At 44.4% G+C, this 23,794-nt stretch carries 21 protein-coding genes; 9 read left to right on the forward strand and 12 right to left on the reverse strand.

The genetic code is table 11. The features are described 5' to 3' along the window. Nucleotides 1–5: 5 nt before the first annotated feature. The 9 genes from R7O13_RS04535 to R7O13_RS04575 form a co-directional block, all read right to left on the reverse strand. Nucleotides 6–842 (reverse strand): ABC transporter ATP-binding protein, encoded by an 837-nt coding sequence (locus R7O13_RS04535; protein WP_318303131.1) that lies wholly within the window; start codon nt 840–842, stop codon nt 6–8. A gap of 11 nt (nt 843–853) precedes the next feature. Continuing rightward, nucleotides 854–1,819, reverse strand: coding sequence for an ABC transporter permease (locus R7O13_RS04540; protein ID WP_053303689.1), 966 nt, complete (start codon nt 1,817–1,819; stop codon nt 854–856). 73 nt (nt 1,820–1,892) lie between these two features. Then, on the reverse strand, nt 1,893–3,257 hold the full coding sequence (locus tag R7O13_RS04545; RefSeq protein WP_005375887.1) for a CmpA/NrtA family ABC transporter substrate-binding protein: 1,365 nt from the start codon (nt 3,255–3,257) through the stop codon (nt 1,893–1,895). Between the two features lie 265 nt (nt 3,258–3,522). Further along, the gene (locus R7O13_RS04550) at nt 3,523–4,104 is read right to left on the reverse strand and encodes an ANTAR domain-containing response regulator (RefSeq protein ID WP_012842515.1); all 582 of its coding nucleotides are present in this window, start codon (nt 4,102–4,104) and stop codon (nt 3,523–3,525) included. 73 nt (nt 4,105–4,177) lie between these two features. Continuing rightward, a complete protein-coding gene (locus tag R7O13_RS04555) occupies nt 4,178–5,095 on the reverse strand; it encodes a dienelactone hydrolase family protein (protein WP_009704599.1) in 918 nt (305 codons plus the stop codon). 229 nt (nt 5,096–5,324) lie between these two features. Next, nucleotides 5,325–6,278, reverse strand: a complete 954-nt coding sequence (locus tag R7O13_RS04560; RefSeq protein ID WP_053349949.1) for a glycosyl transferase family protein — start codon at nt 6,276–6,278, stop codon at nt 5,325–5,327. Beyond that, nucleotides 6,275–7,180, reverse strand: a complete 906-nt coding sequence (gene cobA, locus R7O13_RS04565; RefSeq protein WP_053349950.1) for a uroporphyrinogen-III C-methyltransferase — start codon at nt 7,178–7,180, stop codon at nt 6,275–6,277. The genes R7O13_RS04560 and cobA overlap by 4 nt, the downstream gene beginning before the upstream one ends. A gap of 20 nt (nt 7,181–7,200) precedes the next feature. Next, nucleotides 7,201–9,864 (reverse strand): nitrate reductase, encoded by a 2,664-nt coding sequence (locus tag R7O13_RS04570; protein ID WP_318303136.1) that lies wholly within the window; start codon nt 9,862–9,864, stop codon nt 7,201–7,203. Nucleotides 9,865–10,156: 292 nt separating this feature from the next. Beyond that, a complete protein-coding gene (locus R7O13_RS04575; protein WP_017634213.1) occupies nt 10,157–10,591 on the reverse strand; it encodes a GNAT family N-acetyltransferase in 435 nt (144 codons plus the stop codon). 379 nt (nt 10,592–10,970) lie between these two features. Between R7O13_RS04575 and R7O13_RS04580 the strand changes: the two genes are divergently transcribed. The 5 genes from R7O13_RS04580 (at nt 10,971) to R7O13_RS04600 (ending at nt 17,599) form a co-directional block, all read left to right on the forward strand. Continuing rightward, nucleotides 10,971–12,227 (forward strand): aromatic amino acid transport family protein, encoded by a 1,257-nt coding sequence (locus tag R7O13_RS04580; RefSeq protein WP_158155229.1) that lies wholly within the window; start codon nt 10,971–10,973, stop codon nt 12,225–12,227. A 611-nt stretch (nt 12,228–12,838) separates the two neighbouring features. After that, a complete protein-coding gene (locus R7O13_RS04585) occupies nt 12,839–14,752 on the forward strand; it encodes a tetratricopeptide repeat-containing diguanylate cyclase (RefSeq protein WP_225455661.1) in 1,914 nt (637 codons plus the stop codon). Between the two features lie 10 nt (nt 14,753–14,762). Beyond that, nucleotides 14,763–15,104, forward strand: coding sequence for a hypothetical protein (locus R7O13_RS04590; RefSeq protein WP_025767691.1), 342 nt, complete (start codon nt 14,763–14,765; stop codon nt 15,102–15,104). Nucleotides 15,105–15,352: 248 nt separating this feature from the next. Then, nucleotides 15,353–17,131 (forward strand): S8 family peptidase, encoded by a 1,779-nt coding sequence (locus R7O13_RS04595; RefSeq protein ID WP_205460977.1) that lies wholly within the window; start codon nt 15,353–15,355, stop codon nt 17,129–17,131. Between the two features lie 12 nt (nt 17,132–17,143). Then, nucleotides 17,144–17,599 carry a hypothetical protein gene (locus tag R7O13_RS04600; protein WP_025767689.1) on the forward strand — a complete coding sequence of 152 codons (456 nt, stop codon included), beginning with the start codon at nt 17,144–17,146 and terminating at the stop codon, nt 17,597–17,599. A 146-nt stretch (nt 17,600–17,745) separates the two neighbouring features. Here the strand turns inward: R7O13_RS04600 and R7O13_RS04605 are convergent, their stop codons facing one another. The 3 genes from R7O13_RS04605 to R7O13_RS04615 all read right to left on the reverse strand — a co-directional run bounded on the left by R7O13_RS04605 (nt 17,746) and on the right by R7O13_RS04615 (nt 20,694). Beyond that, entirely contained in the window at nt 17,746–18,675 is a 930-nt protein-coding gene (locus tag R7O13_RS04605) for an SRPBCC family protein (RefSeq protein WP_318303140.1), read from the reverse strand. A gap of 137 nt (nt 18,676–18,812) precedes the next feature. Beyond that, a complete protein-coding gene (locus R7O13_RS04610; RefSeq protein ID WP_318303142.1) occupies nt 18,813–20,054 on the reverse strand; it encodes a HAMP domain-containing sensor histidine kinase in 1,242 nt (413 codons plus the stop codon). Continuing rightward, nucleotides 20,026–20,694: a response regulator transcription factor gene (locus R7O13_RS04615; protein ID WP_064369211.1), complete on the reverse strand. Its 669-nt coding sequence runs from the start codon at nt 20,692–20,694 to the stop codon at nt 20,026–20,028. Before R7O13_RS04615 ends, R7O13_RS04610 begins: the two co-directional genes overlap by 29 nt. Nucleotides 20,695–20,783: 89 nt before the next feature. Between R7O13_RS04615 and R7O13_RS04620 the strand changes: the two genes are divergently transcribed. The 4 genes from R7O13_RS04620 to R7O13_RS04635 all read left to right on the forward strand — a co-directional run bounded on the left by R7O13_RS04620 (nt 20,784) and on the right by R7O13_RS04635 (nt 23,601). Further along, the gene (locus R7O13_RS04620) at nt 20,784–21,983 is read left to right on the forward strand and encodes a DUF5666 domain-containing protein (RefSeq protein WP_318303143.1); all 1,200 of its coding nucleotides are present in this window, start codon (nt 20,784–20,786) and stop codon (nt 21,981–21,983) included. A gap of 149 nt (nt 21,984–22,132) precedes the next feature. After that, nucleotides 22,133–22,429, forward strand: a complete 297-nt coding sequence (locus R7O13_RS04625; protein ID WP_005375845.1) for a hypothetical protein — start codon at nt 22,133–22,135, stop codon at nt 22,427–22,429. 395 nt (nt 22,430–22,824) lie between these two features. Further along, nucleotides 22,825–23,319 (forward strand): hypothetical protein, encoded by a 495-nt coding sequence (locus tag R7O13_RS04630; protein ID WP_250155350.1) that lies wholly within the window; start codon nt 22,825–22,827, stop codon nt 23,317–23,319. Nucleotides 23,320–23,322: 3 nt separating this feature from the next. After that, on the forward strand, nt 23,323–23,601 hold the full coding sequence (locus R7O13_RS04635) for a hypothetical protein (RefSeq protein WP_080996836.1): 279 nt from the start codon (nt 23,323–23,325) through the stop codon (nt 23,599–23,601). The last annotated feature ends 193 nt before the right edge of the window (nt 23,602–23,794 follow it).

A 23,794-nucleotide genomic window follows, 5' to 3' on the forward strand; every position in this document is an offset into this window, starting at 1 on the left:
CCTCCTTATGCCGTTTGCACTGCGGTTTTGGGTTTGTCTTCTTTCGAAGCAGGAATCTCGACTTTGGATTGCTTCTCGTAAAGGAACTTCAGCACTGCTTGTCGACACTTCTGATACTGCGCATTATCTGCCAGTGCTACACGCTCACGAGGGCGAGGTAGATTCACTTCTAACACTTCACCAATGGTTGCCGCCGGTCCGTTAGTCATCATCACGATTTTGTCGGATAGCAGCACCGCTTCATCCACGTCATGGGTAATCATGATGACAGTGTTGTTTAGCTCGGCTTGGATCTTCATCAGTGCATCCTGTAGGTGTGCACGTGTCAACGCATCCAACGCGCCAAATGGTTCATCCATCAGCAAAACCTTTGGTTGAAGTGCCAGTGCTCTCGCGATGCCGACTCGCTGCTTCATACCGCCCGAGATTTCATCCGGCTTTTTGTGCGCAGCATGCTGCATTTGAATCAACTCTAAATAGTGGTTCACTTGTTCCTGAATCCACGCTTTGCCCTTTTTGTCGGCAATTTGTTTTACTGCAAGCTCAACGTTTTGATACACGGTTAACCAAGGCAGTAATGAATGGTTTTGGAACACCACTGCGCGGTCAGGTCCTGGTCCAGCTACTTCTCGTCCATCGACGATCACGCCGCCATCTGTTGGCATGTGTAGCCCTGCGACTAAGTTCAATACCGTTGATTTACCACAGCCAGAGTGACCAATTAGGGATACAAACTCGCCTTTATTGATTTGTAAATCGACGTTCTTAAGCGCGATGAACTCGCCATCTGGCGTTGGGAATCGCATCCCTAAACGCGTTAGATCTAATAATGCTTTTTCCATGATCGTTTCCCTTATCTCAACGCTTGTTGTTTATTCCAAGACAGCCACTTTTGAAGTTGCAGCATGCCTCTATCGAGCATCAAACCGATAAAACCAATGGTGATGACTGCCACCATGATGCGCCCCAATGATGCCGAGCTGCCGTTCTGGAATTCATCCCAAACGAACTTGCCTAACCCCGGGTTCTGAGCGAGCATTTCTGCCGCAATCAACACCATCCAAGCGATACCTAAAGAGAGACGTAAACCTGTGAAGATCATTGGAATGGCAGAAGGTAAAACGATAGTGCGAATGTGCTGCCACCACGAAAGTTGGAGCACTTTGCTCACGTTGATTAAGTCTTTATCAACGCTCGTTACACCCACAGCGGTATTAATCAGTGTCGGCCATAAGCTACATAGCGCTACTGTGATCAGAGAGTTAATGAACGACTTAGCAAACATCGGGTCATCACTCACATAAGTGGCACTTACAACCATGGTAACGATGGGTAGCCAAGCTAAAGGTGATACGGGCTTGAGCAGTTGAATGATTGGGTTGAACGCTTGATACAGCCCTTGATTAAGACCAAGCACGATGCCAAGCGGAATCGCGATAATCGTCGCCAGCAGAAAGCCCGCGGTCACAGTCACTAAGCTAGTCACGATTTGGTCGAAAAACGTCGGTTTACCTGTGTAAGGACGAATCTTCACTTCCGCGTCTGGATTCTTCGCTAACTTCGCAGCATTGCGCTTTTCCTGACGCTCGATAAACGCTTGTTCCTTTTCTCGCTCTTGCCAATGGTCATCGACAAGGTTGCTAAACTGCTGAAAAGTTTGCACTGGTCCCGGTAGCGTACCTAATGAAGTTTGCACTTCTCTCGCCGCTAAGTGCCACATTGCCAAGAAGATCAGCAAACCAATGACGGGCAAAAGCACCAACCGACTTCGGTTCACTACCTGCTTAGCAGGAAAAAGGGAAATGACATTACTAGACATACTCACTCCTAAGAAATTTACATCCTTGTTGCCACAAGCGAATCCCCCTCGCCTGTGGCGTTTATCGTTATGGTTAAACTTTGTCTTTTCCTTTAAGCCCGATAGAGAACTTCTCTAGATATTTATTTGGCTCGCGACCGTCATAAACGATGTTGTCGATAAAGTGTGTTTGTGGCGCACGAAAGCCATCTTCAGCACTGAAATCTGGGAAGTCTTTTTTGCTCAACACACCATCTTCAATTAGCGCTTGAGCCGCTTGTTGGTAAATGTCCGGACGGTAAACCTCTTTTGCGACATCCATGTACCAATCATCGGATTTCTCGCTTGAGATCTGTCCCCAGCGACGCATTTGGGTCAGATACCAAATCGCATCGCTGTAATACGGATAAGTGGCGTTATGACGGAAGAACACGTTGAAGTCTGGCACGTCTCGTTTGTCGCCTTTCTCGTATTCAAATGTGCCGGTCATTGAGTTGGCGATAACTTCGGCATCGGCTCCGACGTACTCGCTTTTTGATAGCATCTTCACTGCTTCTTGGCGGTTGGCATTGTCGTTTTCATCCAACCAATGTGCCGCTCGAATCAAGGCTTTCACTACGCGAATGTGTGTGTTTGGATATTTCTCAGCCCAAGCTTTGGAAACACCAAATACTTTCTCTGGGTTGTTCTTCCAGATCTCGTAATCGGTCACGACTGGCGTACCAATACCTTTGAATACGGCTTGTTGGTTCCATGGTTCGCCTACGCAGTACCCTTTGATCGTGCCCGCTTCCATTGTTGCTGGCATTTGTGGTGGCGGTGTAACACTCAAAAGAACGTCAGCATCCAATTGGCCACTGTTATCACCTGAGTCTGGAGCGTAAAAGCCTGGATGAATCCCACCTGCCGCTAACCAGTATCGCAACTCATAGTTGTGCGTCGATACAGGGAACACCATCCCCATGTTGAACGGTTTGCCTTTATCCAGATAGCTGTCGACCACAGGCTTCAATGCATCCGCTTTGATTGGGTGAACAGGTTTGCCATCTGGTTGTTTTGGAATGTATTGCTTCATCTGCTCCCAAGTATCATTGGAAACCGTGATTGCGTTGCCGTTCAAATCCATACTGAACGCAGTAATCACTTCTGCTTTTGTGCCAACACCAATCGTTGCGCCCAATGGCTGACCAGCAAGCATGTGCGCACCGGCAAGTTCACCGTCGATGACTCGGTCTAGAAGCACCTTCCAGTTTGCTTGAGCTTCTAAAGTGACGTACAAGCCTTCGTCTTCAAAAAAGCCTTTCTCATAAGCAACCGCCAGCGGTGCCATATCGGTTAACTTAATAAAACCAAACTTCAGGTCTTCAATTTCTGGCTCACCCAACTCTGCCTTTACGCTAACCGTGGTGAATACCGATAACGAAATTGCTGACACTTTCAGCATCGAACTCCATTTCATTGGTTTGCTCCCATAAAAAAAGCGCCACTACTCCGAAGAGCAGTAGCGCCGTTGCTAAGTCTACAATTACCGCCGTTGATAATTGAGATAAGCGATTCAACAATAAACCCATACCTAGTAATCCAATTACTGTGCCAACTTATTTTTCACAGTAAATACAATGAATTAGTTTATTCCACCGTTTCTTATTCCCTGTTATTGCTTGCTGATAGTGCAACACGCACCACGTTAGAAAATGCACCCTAACCCCAAAGTGGTAGAGCGACTAATCCAACACTTCCAAAGTAGTTATCAAATTCTTGGCAACTTGTGCGAGCGTTTGGCTCGATTGCATGGCTGAATTTCTAAGTGCTTTATAAGCCTGTTCTTCATCAACGCTGTGCATCTTCATCAGCAGACCTTTGGCTTTTTCCACCAGCTTGCGCTCTTCAATCTTATGGGTCAGCGATTCAATTTCCGATTGCATACTTTCGAATTTCGCTCTCACTAGTGTCGCATGTTCAATCCAAGGCTGAAGCGCAAACTCACTATCGTGCGGCATGAGCACATAGTCCATTTTTTCTGATAACCGATTGATATCATTAGATGATAACTGCTTTAAGACGATAAGAAGTGGTGCCGATTTTCTGCGGCAGAAATCGACGATCAAACGCAGTTCTGCGGTTGGTTGCTGCCATCCAACCACAACGCTTGCTGACGGTTCTCGCTGCATAAGCGTTTCTAGCTGTGCCAATTGGCAGCCGATGATGTTGTCGTAATCTTTGCTCAATAAACCGGACAATCGAGCCTGCTCTTGGAGGCTATCACAGCATACTATGATGGGTGTTTTTGACGTTGATTGAGTCATGCACATTCCTTGTTTATATCTCACTCACTAAGAGAGACATAACAAGGAATGTGCCAACTAAAGTAGAAGCCTTTTAACTAGAGGCGAGATGTTCTTTGAAGAAGCCGAGTGTGCGCTCCCAAGCGAGTGCTGCTTCTTCCGGTGCGTAGCGTGCTGTTGAGTCGTTATGGAAGCCGTGGTTGACGTTCTCATACATTAACGCTTGATACTGTGCGTCGGTTGCGATCAATTGCTGCTCATAAGCAGGCCATGTGTCGTTAACACGCTTATCGAGCCCTGCAAAGTGAATCATCAACGGCCCTTTGACTTGCTTTTGGATCTCTTGCGCAGCTGGTGTTCCATAAAAAGGCACACCTGCATCGAGCTCTTCAGGCATTACCGCTGCAAGCATATTGACAATGTATCCACCGAAGCAGAATCCAACCGCGCCCAATTTACCGTTGCCACCCTCGTATTGTTTGAGGAAGTTAGCGGCTGCAATAAAGTCTTGTTCGATCTTGGCTCTGTCCATCTCTTTCTGCATGGCGCGACCTTCATCGTCGTTCCCCGGATAGCCGCCGAGTGGATAAAGTGCGTCTGGAGCGAAAGCAATAAAGCCATCTTTTGCAAGTCGTCTTGCGACATCTTTGATGTATGGGTTTAGACCTCGATTTTCATGAATCACCAACACAGTCGGCGATTTTAAGGTCTTCTTCTGTGGCATCACCAAATAACCACGCCCTTCTCCATGTCCATTTGGAGATGGAAAGGTTTCGTACGTTGCCTTGATGTCAGGATCGTTAAATGAAACTTGTTCTGCGAGTGCGTAATTAGGGGTTAGCGCGTCGACCAGTGCTGTCATGCTAAAGCCAAGCACAGCAAGACCACCCAGCCTATTAAGAAACTCACGGCGCGAGATTTTTCCGTGGGCGTATTCGTCGTACCAATCGAAGGCTTCTTGCGGGATCGGGTGAGAAGCCTTTTCACTAGGAGTGGTATGCTTTAGAACCATTATCCATGTCCTCTGTGTCTTACCATATGGGATTTTCTCATTCTCAAAAGCGCAGCGAGAAACGAACGCGATTGAGGCTAAAACTGCGGTTTCACCACTCTGATACGGAGCAAGGTGGTGAAACACATCATTGGCGAGCTAGGATCTTTTACCTTCTTCAAACAATAGATAATGGATTCAGATTCAACAACTTTGCGTCGTTGGTTTTACATTAATTGACAATAGTGCGTTATTGCTGGCCACAATAGGCTTGCCAGTAGGAGAAGGCGCGTTCGAATGCTTTTTCCCTGTCGTGCATTTGTGCAAACAAGACCACTGTCATCGTAGCGAGAACCGTATTCGCCATTTGGTTCATGTCATCTTCTGACGTCCCAAACGGGCAGTTCGCAGGCATTGGCACCTCAGACAGCATTTGCTCCGTCCAGTAGTGCGATGTCACGCCGCTTGTTTGGCTTAACCATACGGTTTGGCTTACTTTCGGGTTGTATTCGGACTCACCCGATTGTCCTTTGAATGACACAACGGCATGAGCGGTTTTGCCAATCTCGAATTCGACTTCAGCATGAAGTTGTTGAAACCCGGGATGAAAGCTACCACGAATACCAACCGTCGCCTGCCCCGGATTCAATGCACGAACCACGGTATTAATCGGCGTTCTAAGCCCATAACGATTCTTCCAACCGATCATGGTTTCTGCTTGACGAGCAAACGCACTCAGCGGCAGATACACGATGTTTTGCGTTTCTAAGACACGCTTTGCTTCTTCTGCTGATTCCGCTTTCTTGATAGCAAACTTGTCGAGGTAATCTTCTGCGTGTAAACGACCAGATTGACGATCGTGGTAGCCATGCATCAGCACCTTATGACCATTATCGGCGAGGATCTTCGCTGCCAACAGGTGCCAAGGCTGACCTGCCGCTTCACGTTTGCCTGCATAACATGGCCAGTCAATGTCTGCACCAATGGCTGGCATGCGGGATTGGAATGCTTTCACAAAGCCAGCGATTTCTTGTTGAGTCTCGTTCTGTACGCGGATCAGCATCAACAGCATTGCCATCTGATCGTCGTCGCACTCACCGTTTAGGTATTCATCCATAACTCGAAACGCTTGGTCAAAGTTCAGTGGTTTTCTACCACGTTCGCCACGACCGACTGTTCTAATACATTCCAAAATGCTGCTCATATTCCCTCGTATTCCGTCACTGACTGTACGGTTTCTATTAGTTGTTCGCGCAGTTTGACAACTTCTCCCATTACAATCAATGCTGGGCTCACGCCTTTAAGTGTAATCGATAAATCATTGAGCTGATTGAGTTGTGTAACGTGCACTTGTTGTTGAGGGCTGCAACCATGAGTGATGATCGCGACTGGGAAATCTGCTCTTAAACCAGAGCCTATTAAACCCGTTTGTATTTGCGATGACTTTTCTAACCCCATATAGAAGACTAACGTTTGTCCGCTTTGCATCAGTTGGCTCCACGCTTCAAATACGCCTGTAACCACTTGCCCCGTCACAAAGGTAACGCTGCGAGCAACGCCACGATGAGTCAGCGGAATCAAGCTGTTTGCTGAACATCCAATCGCAGCGGTAATGCCGGGAATGACTTCGTACGCGATTGAGTGTTTGACGAGCGCTAATGCTTCTTCGCCTCCACGGCCAAATACGAAAGGATCTCCCCCTTTTAAGCGTACAACTCGCTTTCCTTGTTGAGCGAGCGATACCATCAAGTCACAAATTTCTTCCTGACCAATACTAGGTTGTCCGCATCTTTTGCCCACGTAAATCCAATCGGCTTGTGGCGAAGCCAACTCCAAAATATCTTTGTTAACCAAACGGTCGTACAACAGTACCTCTGCCGACATAATCGCTTTCACAGCCTTTACCGTTAACAAGTCAGGATCGTGCGGCCCTGCTCCGACAATCGAGACAAAACCTTTGTGGTTCGCGTCCAGGTCTAGTGAATGGTCTTCTAAAAGTTGGTTCAGTTTGCTTGCTTGATCATGCTTAGAAAAGCGAGACGAGCGTTCTTGTTTCTGACTCGCTTGTCCTTTCTTAAACCAAGACTTTTGATAAGGCGCTTCCATGTGCTTATCCTCTTTATGACTTACTTTATTTGAATAGCCAAACTTTGCTGGTTCGCTTGCTGTTTGCCCTTTTGATGCTGATGGCTGTCGACCATTTGTTTGATTTGAGAGACGCACGAGCCACAGTTAGTACCGCATTTGAGTTTGTTTTGAAGTTGGGTCACTGACGTACAGTCTTGTTTCTCCATCGCGTCATGTATTTGTTTATCGGTAACGCGGAAACAACTACAAACCAGTTTGGCACTGCTTTGCGATTGAGTGATGGTAAGCAGTTGCGATAGCTCCATCGGCTTGCCAATCAAGCCGGTAAAGTTGGTGTAGTCGGTTTGAATCGGTTCACTAGACACCACCAAAACAGAGCGAATGATACGCACGTCTCCAACAAGGTCATAGTCCACCGCTAGCCAACCTTGGACAATATCTATCGTAATTCTGCGGCTCTTTTCCGTTCGACAAAAACTCTGCTTCTTTGGTCGCTTATCATGTGCAAAGCGCCAAATGCCCAAATTGCTTTCTGCTTGAAATGCGCTGTAGAGAAATTTACCGGAATCAAACTGTGTACCGATGAACATACCGTAGGTTTTGACCGCGGCGTCTTGCACTTCAACATAAGACGACTTAAATGCAGGCTGCCCTGAAATAGGGTCTTTTGCGCTGTTTACTATCGCATTAACACTGCTTTCACCGCCATATCGACCCGCCCAGTGCATTGACATAAACAGCTCCTGAAAACCCAAACCTTCATCAATGGCAACTTTGGCATAAATACCGGTGTTTGAAGCAGGCTGAAACAGCTTGGTGAGCTGTCCTGCTTTTAAGCGATTTTGAGTGGCAGAGAGCGTGTTCATGTACACGGTTGGTTCTAACTCTGAGGCGGCAAGGTGGGCGATATGCCCTGTGCGCGTCATGGTATGCCATTGGTCACGTTGCCTGCCCGTATTGAGCCACCAGCCTTTTGTTCTTTCTAAGCGCGTTGGAGATTCACTGGTCACGACAAAACGCGCTTTTCCATCTGGGTGTGAATAGACGCCATCAGCAAAAGGGCGCTCTCCTCCCCATTGTGTCGGCACCCACTCTTCGTATTCTTGCTCGGTTAAGTTGGCGTATTGAGAAAGATCTAGCTTCAATGGCGAATCTGCATTCATGCCTGTCATCGCGGCATATTCCCTGAATACCGCCCGCTCAGAAGTAAACGCAAAGCCATTTTGTGTCTTTTCCAATGCACACAGAGCTTGCCCAACTTGGCTTATCGCCCACCAATCTGATTTTGCTTCACCGGGAGGCGTTTGAAACTGGCGCTGCCTTGAAAGTCGACGCTCAGAGTTGGTCACCATGCCTTGCTTCTCACCCCAACCAGCGGCGGGCAGCAACAGATCCGCGTAATGCGCCACATCCGAATCCGCTGTGATATCGGAAACAATCACAAACGGACAAATCTGTAGTGCACGTTTTACCAATTGGTTATCTGGTAAAGAGACAACAGGATTGGTTGCCATGATCCACAGAACTTTAATCTCACCACGTTCTACCGCCTCAAACAGTTCAACGGCTTTTAAACCGGGCTGAGTGGCAATTTCTGGTGAATCCCAGAACGTCTGCACTTGCTTGATAGACTCTGCGTCAAAAGCACGGTGAACCGCTAATTGATTTGCCAAACCACCCACTTCTCGTCCACCCATCGCATTCGGTTGACCTGTAATAGAAAATGGCCCGCAACCTGACTTGGCAATTTTACCCGTCGCCAAGTGTGCATTAATGATTGCATTGCCTTTGTCGACGCCATTTTCGGCTTGGTTTACCCCTTGGCAAAACAACGTAATTGCGGTTGGGCTTTGCGCAAACCATTGGAAGAATGTCGTGAGTTTTTCTTCTGAAATGCCAATGGAAGACGTCAAATTAGTGACATCGTAACGCAAATCAGAAACTTCTTCTCTAAGTGCATTAAATCCGTCGGTATAAGAATTTATGTATTCAGAATCAATCAATTGTTGTTCAATAAGAAACTTGAGCAGCCCATTGAAGAGTGACACATCACCATCGTTTTTAATCGGTAGATGCAAATCCGCTTGCTGTGCGGTGACCGTTTCACGCGGGTCAATGACCACCAGCTTGAGGTTAGGATTGTTTTCTCTCGCTTGTTGAATACGTCGGAATAAAACAGGGTGCGTCCAAGCGGTATTAGCACCGCAAATGATCAATAGCTCAGTCTTATCAATATCGTCGTAATTGACGGGAACGACATCTTCACCAAATGCTCGTACATGAGCCGCAACCGCCGAAGACATACACAAACGCGAGTTCGTATCGATGTTTGCGCTGCCAACATAGCCTTTCATGAGTTTGTTGGCGACGTAATAGTCTTCCGTTAACAACTGCCCTGACACGTACATCGCGATGGAATCCGGTCCAAACTCCGCTTTCGCTTGATGAATCTTTTCAGCAATCAGATCCGTGGCTTGTTGCCATTGCACCTCTTGCCCTTGAGGTCGTTGCTTGGTGACAAGCTTTGGATACAACAAGCGCGAAGGCATATTCAAGCTCTCTGCCAGCGCGACACCCTTCACGCACAGTGATCCCGCATTTGCAGGATGACACGCATCCCCAACGATTCCTTTCGCATTGACCTCGACACCACATCCAACACCACAATAGGGACAAGTGGTTTTTTTGCATCCTTGCGACATAACACCTCCAGTGCGATTCAGCCCAACTTACTAGCAAAAAAAAGCCTCTCCCGAATCGAGAGAGGCAGCAATGCCTTTAACGCTGTTAGTACATTTTCAAAAAGTAATACCCTATACCGCTCTCGCCTGCTATTAAGAGCGGCGCATCGAGTTATCGATGAACGTTTATGTAAAGCAAGTGAGGTGCCAAGATTAAAAACCCTTACCATACAAAGGGTTAGCTTAAAACCAATTATAGCAACGTAATGCTACGCACTGATTGTGTGCAAATTTCGGTCATTATCGTGCAGTATTACTTTACTAATTCCATAACTAACCTGGATTCTTCGTCACCAAAATAATGCGCTTCTTCTTCTAACGTTTTAAAGCCAAGGGAGAGGTATAAAGACAATGCAGGTTGGTTCTTAGGATCGACAGTCAATTTCACGCTTGAGCCTAACGTCAACGACGCAATAACGTTTTCTAGGAGGGAACGCGCAATACCTTTACCTCTATGTTGAATATCGACGGCCAATGACATGATCCAATATTGATGTGCATTTGTGCTAGTCGTTAGCAATATATACCCTGCGACCTGCTCTCCCTCTTTTGCTACCAGTAAACTCTCTCCCCAACAATCAAAAGCTTGCCGAAAGAAAAATTGAGGATAGGCGTGTTCTCCAAATAAAGTATTTTCGAGCTTATATATGGCAAATAAGTCCTCTTTTTGCGCAGACAAGATGTCCATTCAATGACTCCTTCTTTAACATGAATGGCAGCAGTATACCTAAATCTCATCTAAATGACGGGACACAAACATCTCAATTAAGTGCTTAAGAAATGTAATATTCTTCCTGAAAATTAGGCCTAACTCACTTAGAACATACATCCGTGATTAAGTTTTAACCGCAAAATCAAAAACCACACAAGATGAAAATTTCAATACATACAACCATTAAATGCATTACATTTAAGAACTTTATTCTGGTTTATTGAAAAATTCATAGTTGGATAATTTACAACCACCCCAAATTCACAGCATTATTCACCAAGCTTCGCGTGTGATAATAAACACTAAAACCTTTACCATTTTCAGCATTATTATTTTTATAAAAGCGAGTTTTAAAGTGAAAGAATCTCGAAATGCCTTAAATCCTAGTGAAATAAACACAACCACAGCTTGGTCAAAACATGATACACATTGGGTTCTTAGCCTATTTGGAACAGCCGTTGGCGCAGGCATCCTGTTTCTGCCAATTAACCTTGGGATTGGTGGTTTTTGGCCTTTAGTCGCGATGGCAGTACTTGCTTTTCCAATGACCTATCTTGCGCACCGTGGCTTAGCTCGTTTTGTACTATCTTCTAAGATCAAAAACGCAGACTTCACTGATGTAGTGGAAGAGCACTTCGGCGCAAAAGCAGGTCGTTCTATTTCACTGCTGTATTTTCTTTCGATCTTCCCGATCCTGTTGATATATGGGGTTGGAATAACAAACACAGTAGATAGCTTCATGGTAAATCAGGCTGATATGGCTTCTTTACCTAGACCTTTGCTTTCTGGCGTACTAGTGTTTGCACTAATTGCTATTATGATGGCGGGTGAAAAAGTAATGCTACGGGCCTTTGCCATCATGGTGTTCCCACTTGTTGCCATTCTTGCCTTTCTATCATTTTACTTAATACCGAACTGGACCATGCCTGTCATGGATGTGCCAGAAGCGTCAGCTTTTGCTAGCACTATGTGGTTAGCAGTTCCTGTAGTGATTTTCTCGTTTAGTCACGCAGCTGCAATTTCAAGCTTTGCAAATGTACAACGTCGCCATTACGGTAAGCAGGCAGATGCCAAATCCGAAGTTATTCTTCGTCGCACTAGCATCATGCTGATTGCCTTTGTTCTTATTTTTGTATTTTCCTGTGTGCTAACACTGTCACCTGAACAATTGGCTCAAGCAAAAGAACAAAACGTATCCGTATTGTCTTACTTAGCGAACGCAACCGATAATCCATTTATTGCAACACTTGGTCCTTTAGTAGCGTTTGTCGCTATCACTTCATCTTTCCTTGGGCATTTTTTAGGTGCGCGTGAAAGCTTAAATGGTTTAATTAACAAGCATTTTAACCTACCTGAGAAGCGTGTTGATCGTATCAGCGTGGCAGCACTGTTCTTCTCAATCTGGGCGGCGGCGATCATGAACCCAAGTATTCTTGGTATGATGGAAGCATTGTCAGGGCCTGTTATTGCAATGATCTTATTTATTATGCCAATGTTAGCGGTGTATAAAATCGAGGCGATGAAACAATATCGAGGAAATATCTCTACTTACTTTGTTCTAGCAGCAGGCATTGTGGCGGTAAGTGCATTGATTTTTAGCTTCTTCAGCTAATAACTAAAGACTAGCTTGGATTTTCAGGGGAATACCTTACACAAGGTTAAGGTGATTCCCTGAATTTTCTTACTCTTTAAAAGGTAATCATCGTTACCCTTGACTCTTAAATAAGAGCGAAAACACCCGCAATCATAAGTACTGAAGCAATGCAGGTACGGCCGATAATGCCGAAGTGCGAAGGTTGAATCATTTCATTATGCATAGTTAATCTCCTATTTATTATAAAAGCCATTTTTTATTGGCTTAATAACACTATGTCTAATATCCAGTTTTTTAACAACCCATACAAACATTAAATATTTATGACAGAAACGTAATTTTTTACACTTCACTCTGATTTCGAGCGATGAATCCGCAGCTTAAATCATTAGATTGAGTCCACCGAATATGCTCACTTACCTTCCATCGTTACCCTACCTATGCCATCTTCCAATCATTACATAAGTTTTCAATAGATTTTGTTTTTATAAATCATAATATTATAGAGATCCTTCTCGTCTCTCACTCCCAAAGCACTTTGCCACTGGGAATCCATCCGCACTTAACCAACAAGAAATGGTAGACTTAACTGGTATTCGGTTAAGAGATCACATTTTATTAATACGCTCATGCACTTCTCAATTAAAAAACTGGCTTGCGCACTTTGTACTGCACTTGGACTTTTCTTGCATCCGACCAACGTGCTGGCGAGTACCGAAAAGCAAGCTTATCTGGAAGAACACATTTCAGCAGAAAGCAAGCCCATGTTAAAACTCTACTTTCGCTCGATGGGTAAGCCGCGATCAATTCAAAAAGATGAGTTAAATACGCCACAGCATGCATCAGCGGAGTCTCTTGCTCTGTATTACTTTGCACGAAAGTACCTTAAGCGTTACGAAGGCGTTCCATTACCGAAAGATATGCCCGATTTAATCGAATTCGGTAAAAAGCACCATTTGGAATGGGTCGTCGCTGAAGCACAGCTCAATAAGGCAGTAACAATGATTGAGCAAGACGATAACTGGAACGCAGAATTGTTACTCCATGACGTTGTTTCTACAGCCCGTGATCTTGGTTATCTAGCATTAGAAGGCCGTGCTTACCGCTGGTTAGGCAATCTAGAAGTATCTCGAAATCAACTACGCAGTGGCCTAAAATATTATCGCAATGCCTATGAGTTATTAGAAAAAACAGTATTTGAAATACAAGTCGCGATGACACTGAACAACATTGGGACGGTCTACATCGACGCATCAGATTGGGCTCGGGCCAACAGTTACCTAACGCAAGCTCTCGACACTTACCTAGAGAGCGAATATCAATACGATAATAGCTTTTTTATGGGGGTTATCTACGCAAACCTTAGCATCGTTCACTCGAGCCTCGGAGATAACAAAGAAGCGGAATATTATTTCAATGAAGCCATTCGACTTTCAATGCAAACAGGGTCGGACACAGTCAAGCACCACTCTTTATCCAGCTTTTCACAAATGTTGAGCTCGGTAGGAAAAATTGATGATGCATTAATGGTCGCACAGCGTTGCGTAGACCTGCCCATTCCAAAAAATCTAGAAATGCTAAAAACGTCTTGTTACGAGGCATTTGCAGAGGCTTACCTCGCAAACAAACAATACGATAAAGCTATTACAACAGCACTTAACGTTCTAGAACAAACCAAATCAACCAGTGAATTAGAGCTGCGTCAGCGTATTGATATGCTTTCGGTACTGGTAAACGCTCATCAAATTCTTAATGACTATGAAGCGGCTTTTCATTATTTAACCCAATTAAGAGAGCTAGAGGCTGAGTTTTCTCATCATATTCATGGTGAAGAGATGATTAACATTAAGTTTGACCTCGAAGCTAAGTTAGCCCAGAAAGAACTCAAATTGCTAGAAACAAAAAATGCGCTACAAGCCTCTGAACTGCGTTCACAGCGCTATCGAGAAATGTTCTACTTTATCGCTATTGCGGCAATTGGAGTCGTTGGTTTTCGTTACGTACTGCGCGTTAGACGTATTAATAAAGCACTCACTCAAGAAAATACTACCGATCCATTAACTCAACTGCATAACCGTCGCTATCTTCACATTTGGTTGGACAAAATGGCTCGTAGAAGCCCAGATAGAACATTTGCCTTAGCAGTTTTAGATGTTGATCATTTTAAAACCTTTAATGATCAATATGGACACGATATTGGCGATAAAATGCTGACTCATATTGCCACGCTATTTAATGAATCCACTCGCTCTGGTGACCTACTCATTCGTTGGGGTGGAGAAGAGTTTGTCCTATTATTCGAAGTACAGCGAGTTGAAGATTGCGCTAAGTTTTTGGAGCGATTGAGATATACTGTTGAAAACACGCCATTGGTGGTTGACTCTAAACCATTAAGCGCGACAATTTCCCTTGGAGCAGTGGACAAACTGTCGGCACAAATAATTAAACAAGAATGGGATCAGTGGTTTTTCTTGGCAGACCAAGCTTTGTATGATGCGAAGCAAGCTGGCAGAAACCAGTTCATCATTCACCCTACATCATAAAAAAGCACACATGAAAAAAAATCTAATCATTATTACTTTTGCGCCTCTATTTCTTATGGCGTGCAGTAATCAGCAAGCATCTCAACTGGGAATGCGCAGCAGCAGTGTCAATGTATATGCCCAGCAAATGAGTAACACTCAACTATGTGAAACTCTCTACTACAACCGTGCAACCAACCAAACCAAAGTGGCGATTGGTGCTGAGTTCAATCGACGTGGATTAAACAAAAAGTGGTGTGATAAAGAATTCGATAAGTTGTACATTAAAAAGTGGATTGATAACGTGCTGCCTAAAGAAAAAGCCGAACCTAAGAAACCAATAGCAACTATTCAACCCGCTTCAACTAAATAACTCCCCTCTTGAAGCAGACGGTACACTCGTATTTTCTGCTTTTCACTTTTCATGCATGCTCGATGCGACATATAAAAACCTCATGGTTTCAGTAAATTAACAAAGACTTATGTTGTCCATCGAACTTTTAATGTAAACAAGTTGTAAATGGTTTTCGTCCTTATTCTTTGTCGTTAGCTTTGTTTGTTCCTGTTAGCGGAATATGAAACAGGAACTAAAAAATTCCAAACAAAGACATGAGGTCAAAAATGGAAATACGCATTAATCGCCTATTTGCTGCTATGTTGGCAGTAGGCATTGCACCTGCCGTCTCGGCGTTTGATCCACTCTATTCTGAACAATGGCACTTAGACAACACGGGGCAAACTGCGTTTGCGGCTAATCCTGCTGTTGCTGGGAACGACTTAAACACTAAGCTCACTCAGGCAATGGGGATTGCAGGTGTTGGTGTGAAAGTTGCCGTTATTGATTCTGGAGTGCAGATCGATCACCCCGACCTTGCAGGTAATATAGTTACAGGTAGCAGAAACTTCGTCGAAGACTCTTCATTCCCACCAAGTTATCCGGTTGATACTAATGGTCATGGCACTGCTGTAGCCGGTTTGATTAGCGCCGTCGGCAACAACGGTGAAGGCGGACGCGGTGTCGCTTCTCACTCTTCCCTCATCGGTTTTAACTGGTTAGCCAACCAGACATTAGAAGGCTGGTTAATCTCCCATGGCATGGACCCAGCAACACGCGATGTTCGCGTATTTAACCAAAGTTACGGTTTCAGCCCTATAAACCCGATTACTTTTGATGAAAGCGACCCTCAGCTAAAACTTGAAATGGACGTGATGAAAAACGTCAGCAACAGTAACGCCTGGGGTCGAGGTGCTGTATTTGTAAAGTCAGCAGGTAATGGTTACCGCTATTTCAATGCAGGGCGATTCTTCGTATTGCCAAGTAACTTCTTTGCTGGTGGAGACAATCAAGGCTTACCGATGCACAACTCTGCTCAGTCTTATGATAACGCCAATTACTTCAATTTAGTCACTAGTGCACTACGAGCGGATGGTACGCGAGCGAGTTACTCATCGGTGGGTTCGAACGTGTGGGTTGCAGCACCAGCAGGTGAATATGGGCAAGATTTCCCTGCTATGGTCACCACTGATTTAATGGGTTGTGAAGAAGGGCAAAATACCAGTGAAGGCCTTGGCATTAATGGGTTACACGGCGGAACGGAGCTCGATCCGAACTGTAACTATACCAGTACGATGAACGGAACCTCATCGGCTGCGCCAAACACATCGGGTGCCATCGCGGCAATCATGTCAACCAACCACGCACTTTCTGCTCGTGATGTACGTGCTTTACTAGCGGAGACAGCAAAAGTAACGGATAAAGCGCATCCAGGCGTACAGCTTGAATTTACTAACCATAAAGGTGAACAGGTTAGCTACGAGGCCATTGCCCCTTGGCAAAAAAACGCAGCAGGCGTAGATTTCCATACTTTTTATGGCTTCGGCGCTGTAGATTTAGATGAAGCGATGCAACGTGCTCGCATGACGAATCGTGTTTTACCAGCTCAAAGCATTACGCCATGGGTTCATAACGCTACAGAAGTAAGTGTACCCGATGCAAGTCTAGTTGGTGGTTCTTCAAGTATCGCCATTGCCGATGAGCTGACAGTAGAATCCGTTCAGGTGACATTGACATTGGACCACGCTCGTCTGCCCGACTTAGCTATCGAGCTCATTTCGCCATCAGGGACTCGTTCCGTTTTGCAAACACCGCGCAATGGTCTTGTTGGTCAATCTCTTGATCCAACGATTACAGGCTACAAAGATCAATTAATGTTGTCTAACCAATTTTATGGCGAAGATGCAAAAGGCGAATGGACGTTGCGAGCAATAGATACGAACGGCGATGAAGCCTATTCTTACATTGCATATTTCAACTCTTCCACCATCTATGACGTTCCGATGGCAAACAACGCTCAACCCGGTGTTATTAAGAACTGGTCGATGCGCATATTTGGACACTAAGGAGTCAATAACATGAAATACAAATCATTTTCTATGCTGGCTCTCGTTATCATGACGTCGAGTGTATACGCAGAGCAACAGCTCTCTCAACAACCTGCACCAGAACTGTTTGTGCCATCAGAAGCGGTTGAGATTAATGGCCAAGACTATCGAAAAGTGCAAACTGGCACTGTTAGAACCCTATCTGAAGACGTAAAACTTCAAGCGGGTGATGAGGTGTTTAAGAATGCGTTTAGTAACGTATCCAAAGCCACTGGACTGGTTTACATCACCGTAAACAATCCTAACGAAGCGAAAGCAGTCGCCAAAGAGTTAAAATTAGAAGTTATCTTCGCAGAGGGGGAATCAGCGGTGTTAAAAGCATCTCAAGATCAAGATCTGCTAAGTATTAGCGACTACCTAAACGCAGACAGCCGGGTAAAAGCGTCTAAAATTGAACTAAACAGCGGTAAATACCGTGCACAATAATTCTCTAACAAGAGAAGTTGGCCTGTAAAACCATGCCTCAGCGATTGCTGAGGCATTTTTATGGGTAGTAACATATAGGCTATTATTCTTTAATAACATTTCGCATAACCAGTATGATACCTAAACACCCTACTCGCCTGCGCCTGTCATTTCTTAAACAAAATAATTTCCGTTCTTAGCTCTTCTTCCGTGGTTTCCTTCGGGCTATTCAGATAGCGTTCGATTCCTAAAGGACTGGTTTTGACTTTCATACCACTCTGACGAACCAAGTTCATCGCTAAAGCCCATGCATTTCCCAAAAACTGATATTCACCTCGGTGTTCAACGACAAATGTTTCACTCTCAGGAATGGTACCAGTAACCGCCCCTTGAGGCGCTGGTACTGAGTTAAGAAGAGGAAAGCAAGTGATAAACTCGAATGTACCTTTCTGCATATCCATCGACTGGTAATAACAAAACAATTCACCATTCACGGATAGGGTTTCGTCACTAATTAACTGTTCTAGTTGCTGAACATGCTTCTCAATTACCGAACCTAATTCCTGCAAGCTAGCCACACCCTTGATCCCAATGTAATGAATTTGAGGCAACGTTCGGTTACCAATTTCGGCTAAGTCTGAATGCACTCGTCCGGTTTCAAGCTTACTTTTAAGCATGCGTAACCCACGTTGATAATCCATCTCTATCATCGACTTAAACATACTTTTCAGAAAGAACAGATACCAAGGGACGCGAGATTGCATTTGCCATTCGACTAAACAGCCATTTTGTGACGGCGTCACGATTAGAGTCACCTTTCCATGGCTCTTGATTGGGCGAAAGAAATGTAGCTCCATATCTAATCGATGCTCTTGAGTACTTTCCAGTACAATCGCGCCAGTCCCAATACGCTGACCATTCCATTGATAACCAGCTCCAACGTGGCCCTGATTATCACTGAATGTCAGCTCGCAGCTTGGTTCAAGAATGACCCATGGTGACCAGCTGGGCCAGTTATTGAAGTTCTTGAGATAGCCAATAATTTCACTTTGATTCTTATTAATTTCAATACTTCGGCTGACCTGATAAGAGAGCATAACGGTTCCTCGAGTTTCCGCTTCACTAACTTCAGTCTAATCCAAATTCCAGTTTTTTCTTGTTTGACTGCGGGTTAGATGCGTACGACAAGAAAAATCCAGAGCGTTAATTCTCACTTGAATCAATACGCGCAAAGCTAAGAGCAGAACTCCACTTTTGCACTAAATCGAACACCATCATCGTCCAGTACTAACGCCCACCCCATCCGTTCACATATTCGTTGTACGATAACAAGCCCACAACCATAACCAGCATTGTACGTCTCGTTGCCATCGTGACGGTTTAGGATCTTAAGCGCATGACCTTTCAACTCAATTTCAATATCTCCCACACTATAGCTAAAGGCGTTTTTAATCAGATTGTTGATTACAATGGTCACAAAACTCTCCGGTGCATTCACGACACCACTATGTTGTTCGTGCAAAGCGTAGTTCGAATCTTGCTTGGCAAATAAAGGCGCTAGCTCTTCCAACTGTTTTTGTAAACAAGTGAGAAGCTGATGCTCTCCGTAATGCTGAGGCTCTATTTTCTCTTTACCAAGTAAGAGAAACGCTTCTGTCAGTACACGCATCTCGTCACAAGCTGACTGCATCCTCGTGATGGCTTTTTGCGCAATTCGAGGTTGATCAGGAATACGCGTCAGAATGTCTGTTGAGCCTTTTATCACCATAATTGGCGTTCTCAACTCATGTGATGCAAAACGACTAAATTCTTGTTCTCGTTTGAAATAGCCCGCGATATCGTTCTTATTATCCAGCAAAGTCTGCTCTATCTGGCGTGTTTCGCTGAACTTAGTTTCAACTTGGAAAGCGGGTTGATCCGGTGACATTTGGCTAATTTTGTCTTCAATTTGCGCTAATGGCCGAGACAATATTCGAACCATGTAAATGCCATACCCAACCATGACAAATGAAAACAAACCACCGAGCAGCAGCGTAAACTGATGCAGCGAGCTTTCGTATTCGTCCAAGTAATCATCTGAGTCATCTTGAAACACAATGTACATAAGCCCCTTCCCTGAGGGATGGTTCAATACAACAAAGTGTTTGTCTTCTTCACCAAGCAGGTATTCGTAAAAACCAGGTGAAGTAAAAGAGAGCAACCAATCGGGTGTCGGTGCTTCACTCCAATATGAGTTGAATTCCAATACGTTTGGCAATGGCGCATCCCAGCCCTGTTTCTCGAAATTCTCACTATAAAGCGCAGCTTCAGTATCTAGCCAGTGATGTAAACTCAGCACTTCCAGTTTGTTTTCTGCCACATAAATCAGCGACCAAAAAAGAGTAAACATCACAAACGTCATGACCCCAAAACCCCAACGGATCTTGCGATAAATGCTTGGATATTCGTTATGCTTTAAGTCGGTAACCTTGTCCATGAATAGTCTCTAATCGTGATTCTTCAAAACCTTTGTCTAGCGCGGTTCTTAAACCGTAAATATGGCTACGAAGTGCATCACTTCCGGGTGGTTCGTCTCCCCATACACTATCGATCACTTCTGTGCGCGAGACCGCTGCTGGAGCACGTTGGAGGAGCAATTTTAAAATTTTAGTTTGAATTCGACTCAGCTTAATTTCTTTGTCTTTTCTCGTTACTTTTCCTGTACGCGCATCTAAACAAATATCTGCAAATTTGAGCGTTCCGATATCTTGTCTTGGACCACGATTAGCCAAAGCATGAGCACGCAAACTGAGCTCTTCCATCGCAAATGGCTTCATTAAATAGTCATCTCCCCCCGCTTTAAAAGCCGCGATTTTGTCATCTAGCGTATCTTTTGCCGTTAGGAAGAGAATTGGCGTTCCACATAACTTATCTTGTCGAAGCTTCTGTACCGTACTGATGCCATCGAGCTTCGGCATCATGATATCCATGATGATTACATCGTAATGATTTTCCTCGATTAACTTAATCGCAGCCTCTCCATGAAACGCACAATCGATAATCATGCCTTCTAGCTCAAGATAGTCTGCAATCGTCTCCGAGACGTTATGGTTGTCATCTACAATTAAAATTTTCATAAAATCACATTTCTTCACGATCTCTTCACGATATGCCCAATAAGATACAGGCAATTTCCTAAACTCGCTCGTAAATTGAGGTTAATACAATGAAAAAACTCGCTCTTATTTCTGTAGTAGGTTTGGCATTGTCTGGTTGTGGTGGTTCAGGTGGTGGCAGCAATAGCGATAGCACATCAACTCAACCAGCAGTGAAACCAAGTGTAGCGATTGGCTCTGTTGAAGCGGTCAACGCTGAAGAAAGCACGTTAACCGTCAATGGACATACGTATCGTGTGTCTGAGGTGGTTTATGACGACACACAAGTGCAACTGGCCGATGTAAAACCAAAAATGGTGGTTCGCGTGGGGTCAGATATTCGGCAAGCTTCGAATAATGGCGTCCGAGTCACACTTGAACCAACCATTACAGGACGTGTCACAGCGATTGATCATGTGAAGAAAACATTTACGGTAAACGGCGTAGATCTGCAGTTTGACGGTTTAAGTGATGATATAGAGGTCAACGACTGGGTGATGGTGTCATCCTTGCCGACTGCGGATGCGGGTTATCGAGTGTTGTCTGTGGTCGAACTCGACGTAGATAACGATTACCCAGTACTTGATAACGACTACGAACTGGAAGGCCGTATTACCAGTATCGATGAAAATGCTGGCACGTTTGAGCTTGGTACAAATATAACCGTATCTTACGACAACATTAGCCAACTTAGCATCGGCCAATGGGTGGAAGTAGAAGGTGAAATGCAAAACGGTATCTTCATGGCACATGAGGTAGAAGTTGAAGGCTACGACGTCATAAGCAATGACAGCGATGTGGAAGGCATCGTCACTTGGGTTGCAAATGACTACAGTGAGTTCTCACTAAACTACCGAGGTGCATTCTTCATCGATAACGCAACACGATTTGAGGATGGTAGCAAAGCTAATCTAGAACAAGGTCAAGAAGTAGAAGTGACCTCTGTGATGAAAAATGGCAAACGCACAGCTACCGTCATCGAATTTGAGCGGTCGGAGTTTGACAATGACAACCAATGGCGGGGTAAAGAGTTTGAATGTGAAGGCTATGTATCAAACTACGATGCTGATTCAAGAGTGTTTGAAATTGAGCATTGTGAGAATGATGCTGATCAAGTACTAAGTAACACCACCGTTGTGATTGATGCACAAACACGCTTCCAAGGCATTGAAGAACTTAACCTAAATGGTACTCGTGTCGAAGTCGAAGGTGTGATCATTAACGAGCAAAATATTGCCCGTGAAGTGGAGTTAGACGTTTACGACTACTAATCCCTTCTACGCTTAAGAAAAAGTGTCACTTCGGTGGCACTTTTTCTTTTCACCTTACTTTGCTTCCCAAGCTCAAACCAACAAATTCTCAGCCAAAGCCTTTTCTCTCCGTTACACTTTACCTATGTTTCACAACATTGGTGACGAATATGAAAAAACGCAACCTCATTTTGTTAATCTTGTTTTTTGGTTCAGCCACGAGCTTAGCTAGCGTTATGGATCCTGACTGCGATGCAGAAAAGGCAGCTAAAGCCGCTGCGACAAAAGCCGTGGTTGGTGTTGGGGGTCGCTGTACGCCTAAAGAGGCACTGAAAGATACCGCAGTTGATGCAGGAAAAGACAAATTGCCAGATGAAGGGGTGGCGGGTAAAGCTGTTGATGCAATGACACCGGAAAAAGAGAAGAAAACGGTGAAAGACGTAACCAAAAAGCTCAATAAAGATTGATACCTACATCATAGATGTTTGAGCGTAGAAAACATTTTCCTAGAATAAAGTGGTGATTTACCAGTTGTTTGAAGCACACGTCTAATCTTGGTTTTTCATATTCAAAAACCTGCATTTGACCACACACTATTTTTACTACACAAGTTCAAAAATTAGTAATAGTTTCTCCTAACTTTGAGACTTTGAGTCTAACTAAATGCGTAATGCATTGCATACGGATTGCTTGCCTATATTGTACACATACTATATCGGTTTAACGATGGTTAGAGGTTATAGTGAACAGACTCTAAAAACCGAACTGTAGTTCAATTGGCGGTACTGACTGGCTTAGATGTCGATTTGAGTTCATCAGAAACAACAGAGAAAAGGTTTTGCCTATAATCACAGGTCTCATTTTGTATCGACAGCTCAATAGACTCGACCAAAGAAAAGTCCTTGAGCAGGTACAGGCTTTAGGGAGTTCGAAATTTTTCGGTAAGATTAAAATGCTGGTAGCGCAAAGTATTGCAAAGCCAATGTGGAACCCTTGGAGCCTATCAGATGGTGAGCTGCGCCAGTATTTTAATACTCATAAAGCAGTTGCAAATTTCCTTTCTACATGGTTTATCACCATCGATATTAAACTTGAGGTCGGCTTTATGGCAGCTGTTATATACGCACTATCAAAAGGTCAAGGGGCTGCATTGATTAAAGAAATGGCTTCAGTGCACATCGCTGAAGAGACTTTCAAAAAACTCAGCCTCTCATCAACTGCACAACAAGCTGGCGCGAGAGCATTTTTTGTAGCTGTTATTCTCGCTAGTGTACTCAAAGGCTTTAACGAGGCAGATGCGCTAGCTGCAAAGAAAGAGTTGTTACGACGTAACATGCTTGGAATAGAGGATTTGTAAGCTATGTTTTGGATACTGGGTCTTTTAGTTTCCTTGTTTATCATGTACTCGGATTACGCGCATTACTTCTATACCAAGCGACATGGAAAGAAATCTAGGGTTTCTCGCTTATTTAGCTTGTTGATCACGGTAACGCTTCCTATGATTGCGACTACCGAGATTTTGAACGATCTTAATGTAGAGAAAACCAGCTACCAAGTGTGTGTAGTTTTAGTCTCAGCTTTAGTTGGCCTTCTGGTCTGCTTGTCGGAACAGTATCGTTTTAAGTCAGAAAGAGATTAGTGGAACCGGGTTGTCCAGCTATCACCAAAGGCATCAAATTGGTGCCTATTTTATTATTGGTTTATTAATAACTGATCTGGCGAGTAAGGCCGGTTCGAATATCTTCTAACGTTCACCTTCGAGCACGAGACCGCTATCATGACTTCTTTAATGAAAAAAGAGAGCCTTTTGACTCGGGGATTTAGAGCTCTTG

Source organism: Vibrio sp. Y176 (assembly GCF_033438945.1).

Bases quoted from the DNA above. Each gene is read 5' to 3' on its own strand.
- R7O13_RS04535 (WP_318303131.1), bottom strand. From the start codon at position 842: ATGGAAAAAGCATTATTAGATCTAACGCGTTTAGGGATGCGATTCCCA.
- R7O13_RS04540 (WP_053303689.1), bottom strand. From the start codon at position 1,819: ATGTCTAGTAATGTCATTTCCCTTTTTCCTGCTAAGCAGGTAGTGAAC.
- R7O13_RS04545 (WP_005375887.1), bottom strand. From the start codon at position 3,257: ATGAAATGGAGTTCGATGCTGAAAGTGTCAGCAATTTCGTTATCGGTA.
- R7O13_RS04550 (WP_012842515.1), bottom strand. From the start codon at position 4,104: ATGACTCAATCAACGTCAAAAACACCCATCATAGTATGCTGTGATAGC.
- R7O13_RS04555 (WP_009704599.1), bottom strand. From the start codon at position 5,095: ATGGTTCTAAAGCATACCACTCCTAGTGAAAAGGCTTCTCACCCGATC.
- R7O13_RS04560 (WP_053349949.1), bottom strand. From the start codon at position 6,278: ATGAGCAGCATTTTGGAATGTATTAGAACAGTCGGTCGTGGCGAACGT.
- cobA (WP_053349950.1), bottom strand. From the start codon at position 7,180: ATGGAAGCGCCTTATCAAAAGTCTTGGTTTAAGAAAGGACAAGCGAGT.
- R7O13_RS04570 (WP_318303136.1), bottom strand. From the start codon at position 9,864: ATGTCGCAAGGATGCAAAAAAACCACTTGTCCCTATTGTGGTGTTGGA.
- R7O13_RS04575 (WP_017634213.1), bottom strand. From the start codon at position 10,591: ATGGACATCTTGTCTGCGCAAAAAGAGGACTTATTTGCCATATATAAG.
- R7O13_RS04585 (WP_225455661.1), top strand. From the start codon at position 12,839: ATGCACTTCTCAATTAAAAAACTGGCTTGCGCACTTTGTACTGCACTT.
- R7O13_RS04590 (WP_025767691.1), top strand. From the start codon at position 14,763: ATGAAAAAAAATCTAATCATTATTACTTTTGCGCCTCTATTTCTTATG.
- R7O13_RS04595 (WP_205460977.1), top strand. From the start codon at position 15,353: ATGGAAATACGCATTAATCGCCTATTTGCTGCTATGTTGGCAGTAGGC.
- R7O13_RS04600 (WP_025767689.1), top strand. From the start codon at position 17,144: ATGAAATACAAATCATTTTCTATGCTGGCTCTCGTTATCATGACGTCG.
- R7O13_RS04605 (WP_318303140.1), bottom strand. From the start codon at position 18,675: ATGCTCTCTTATCAGGTCAGCCGAAGTATTGAAATTAATAAGAATCAA.
- R7O13_RS04610 (WP_318303142.1), bottom strand. From the start codon at position 20,054: ATGGACAAGGTTACCGACTTAAAGCATAACGAATATCCAAGCATTTAT.
- R7O13_RS04615 (WP_064369211.1), bottom strand. From the start codon at position 20,694: ATGAAAATTTTAATTGTAGATGACAACCATAACGTCTCGGAGACGATT.
- R7O13_RS04620 (WP_318303143.1), top strand. From the start codon at position 20,784: ATGAAAAAACTCGCTCTTATTTCTGTAGTAGGTTTGGCATTGTCTGGT.
- R7O13_RS04625 (WP_005375845.1), top strand. From the start codon at position 22,133: ATGAAAAAACGCAACCTCATTTTGTTAATCTTGTTTTTTGGTTCAGCC.
- R7O13_RS04635 (WP_080996836.1), top strand. From the start codon at position 23,323: ATGTTTTGGATACTGGGTCTTTTAGTTTCCTTGTTTATCATGTACTCG.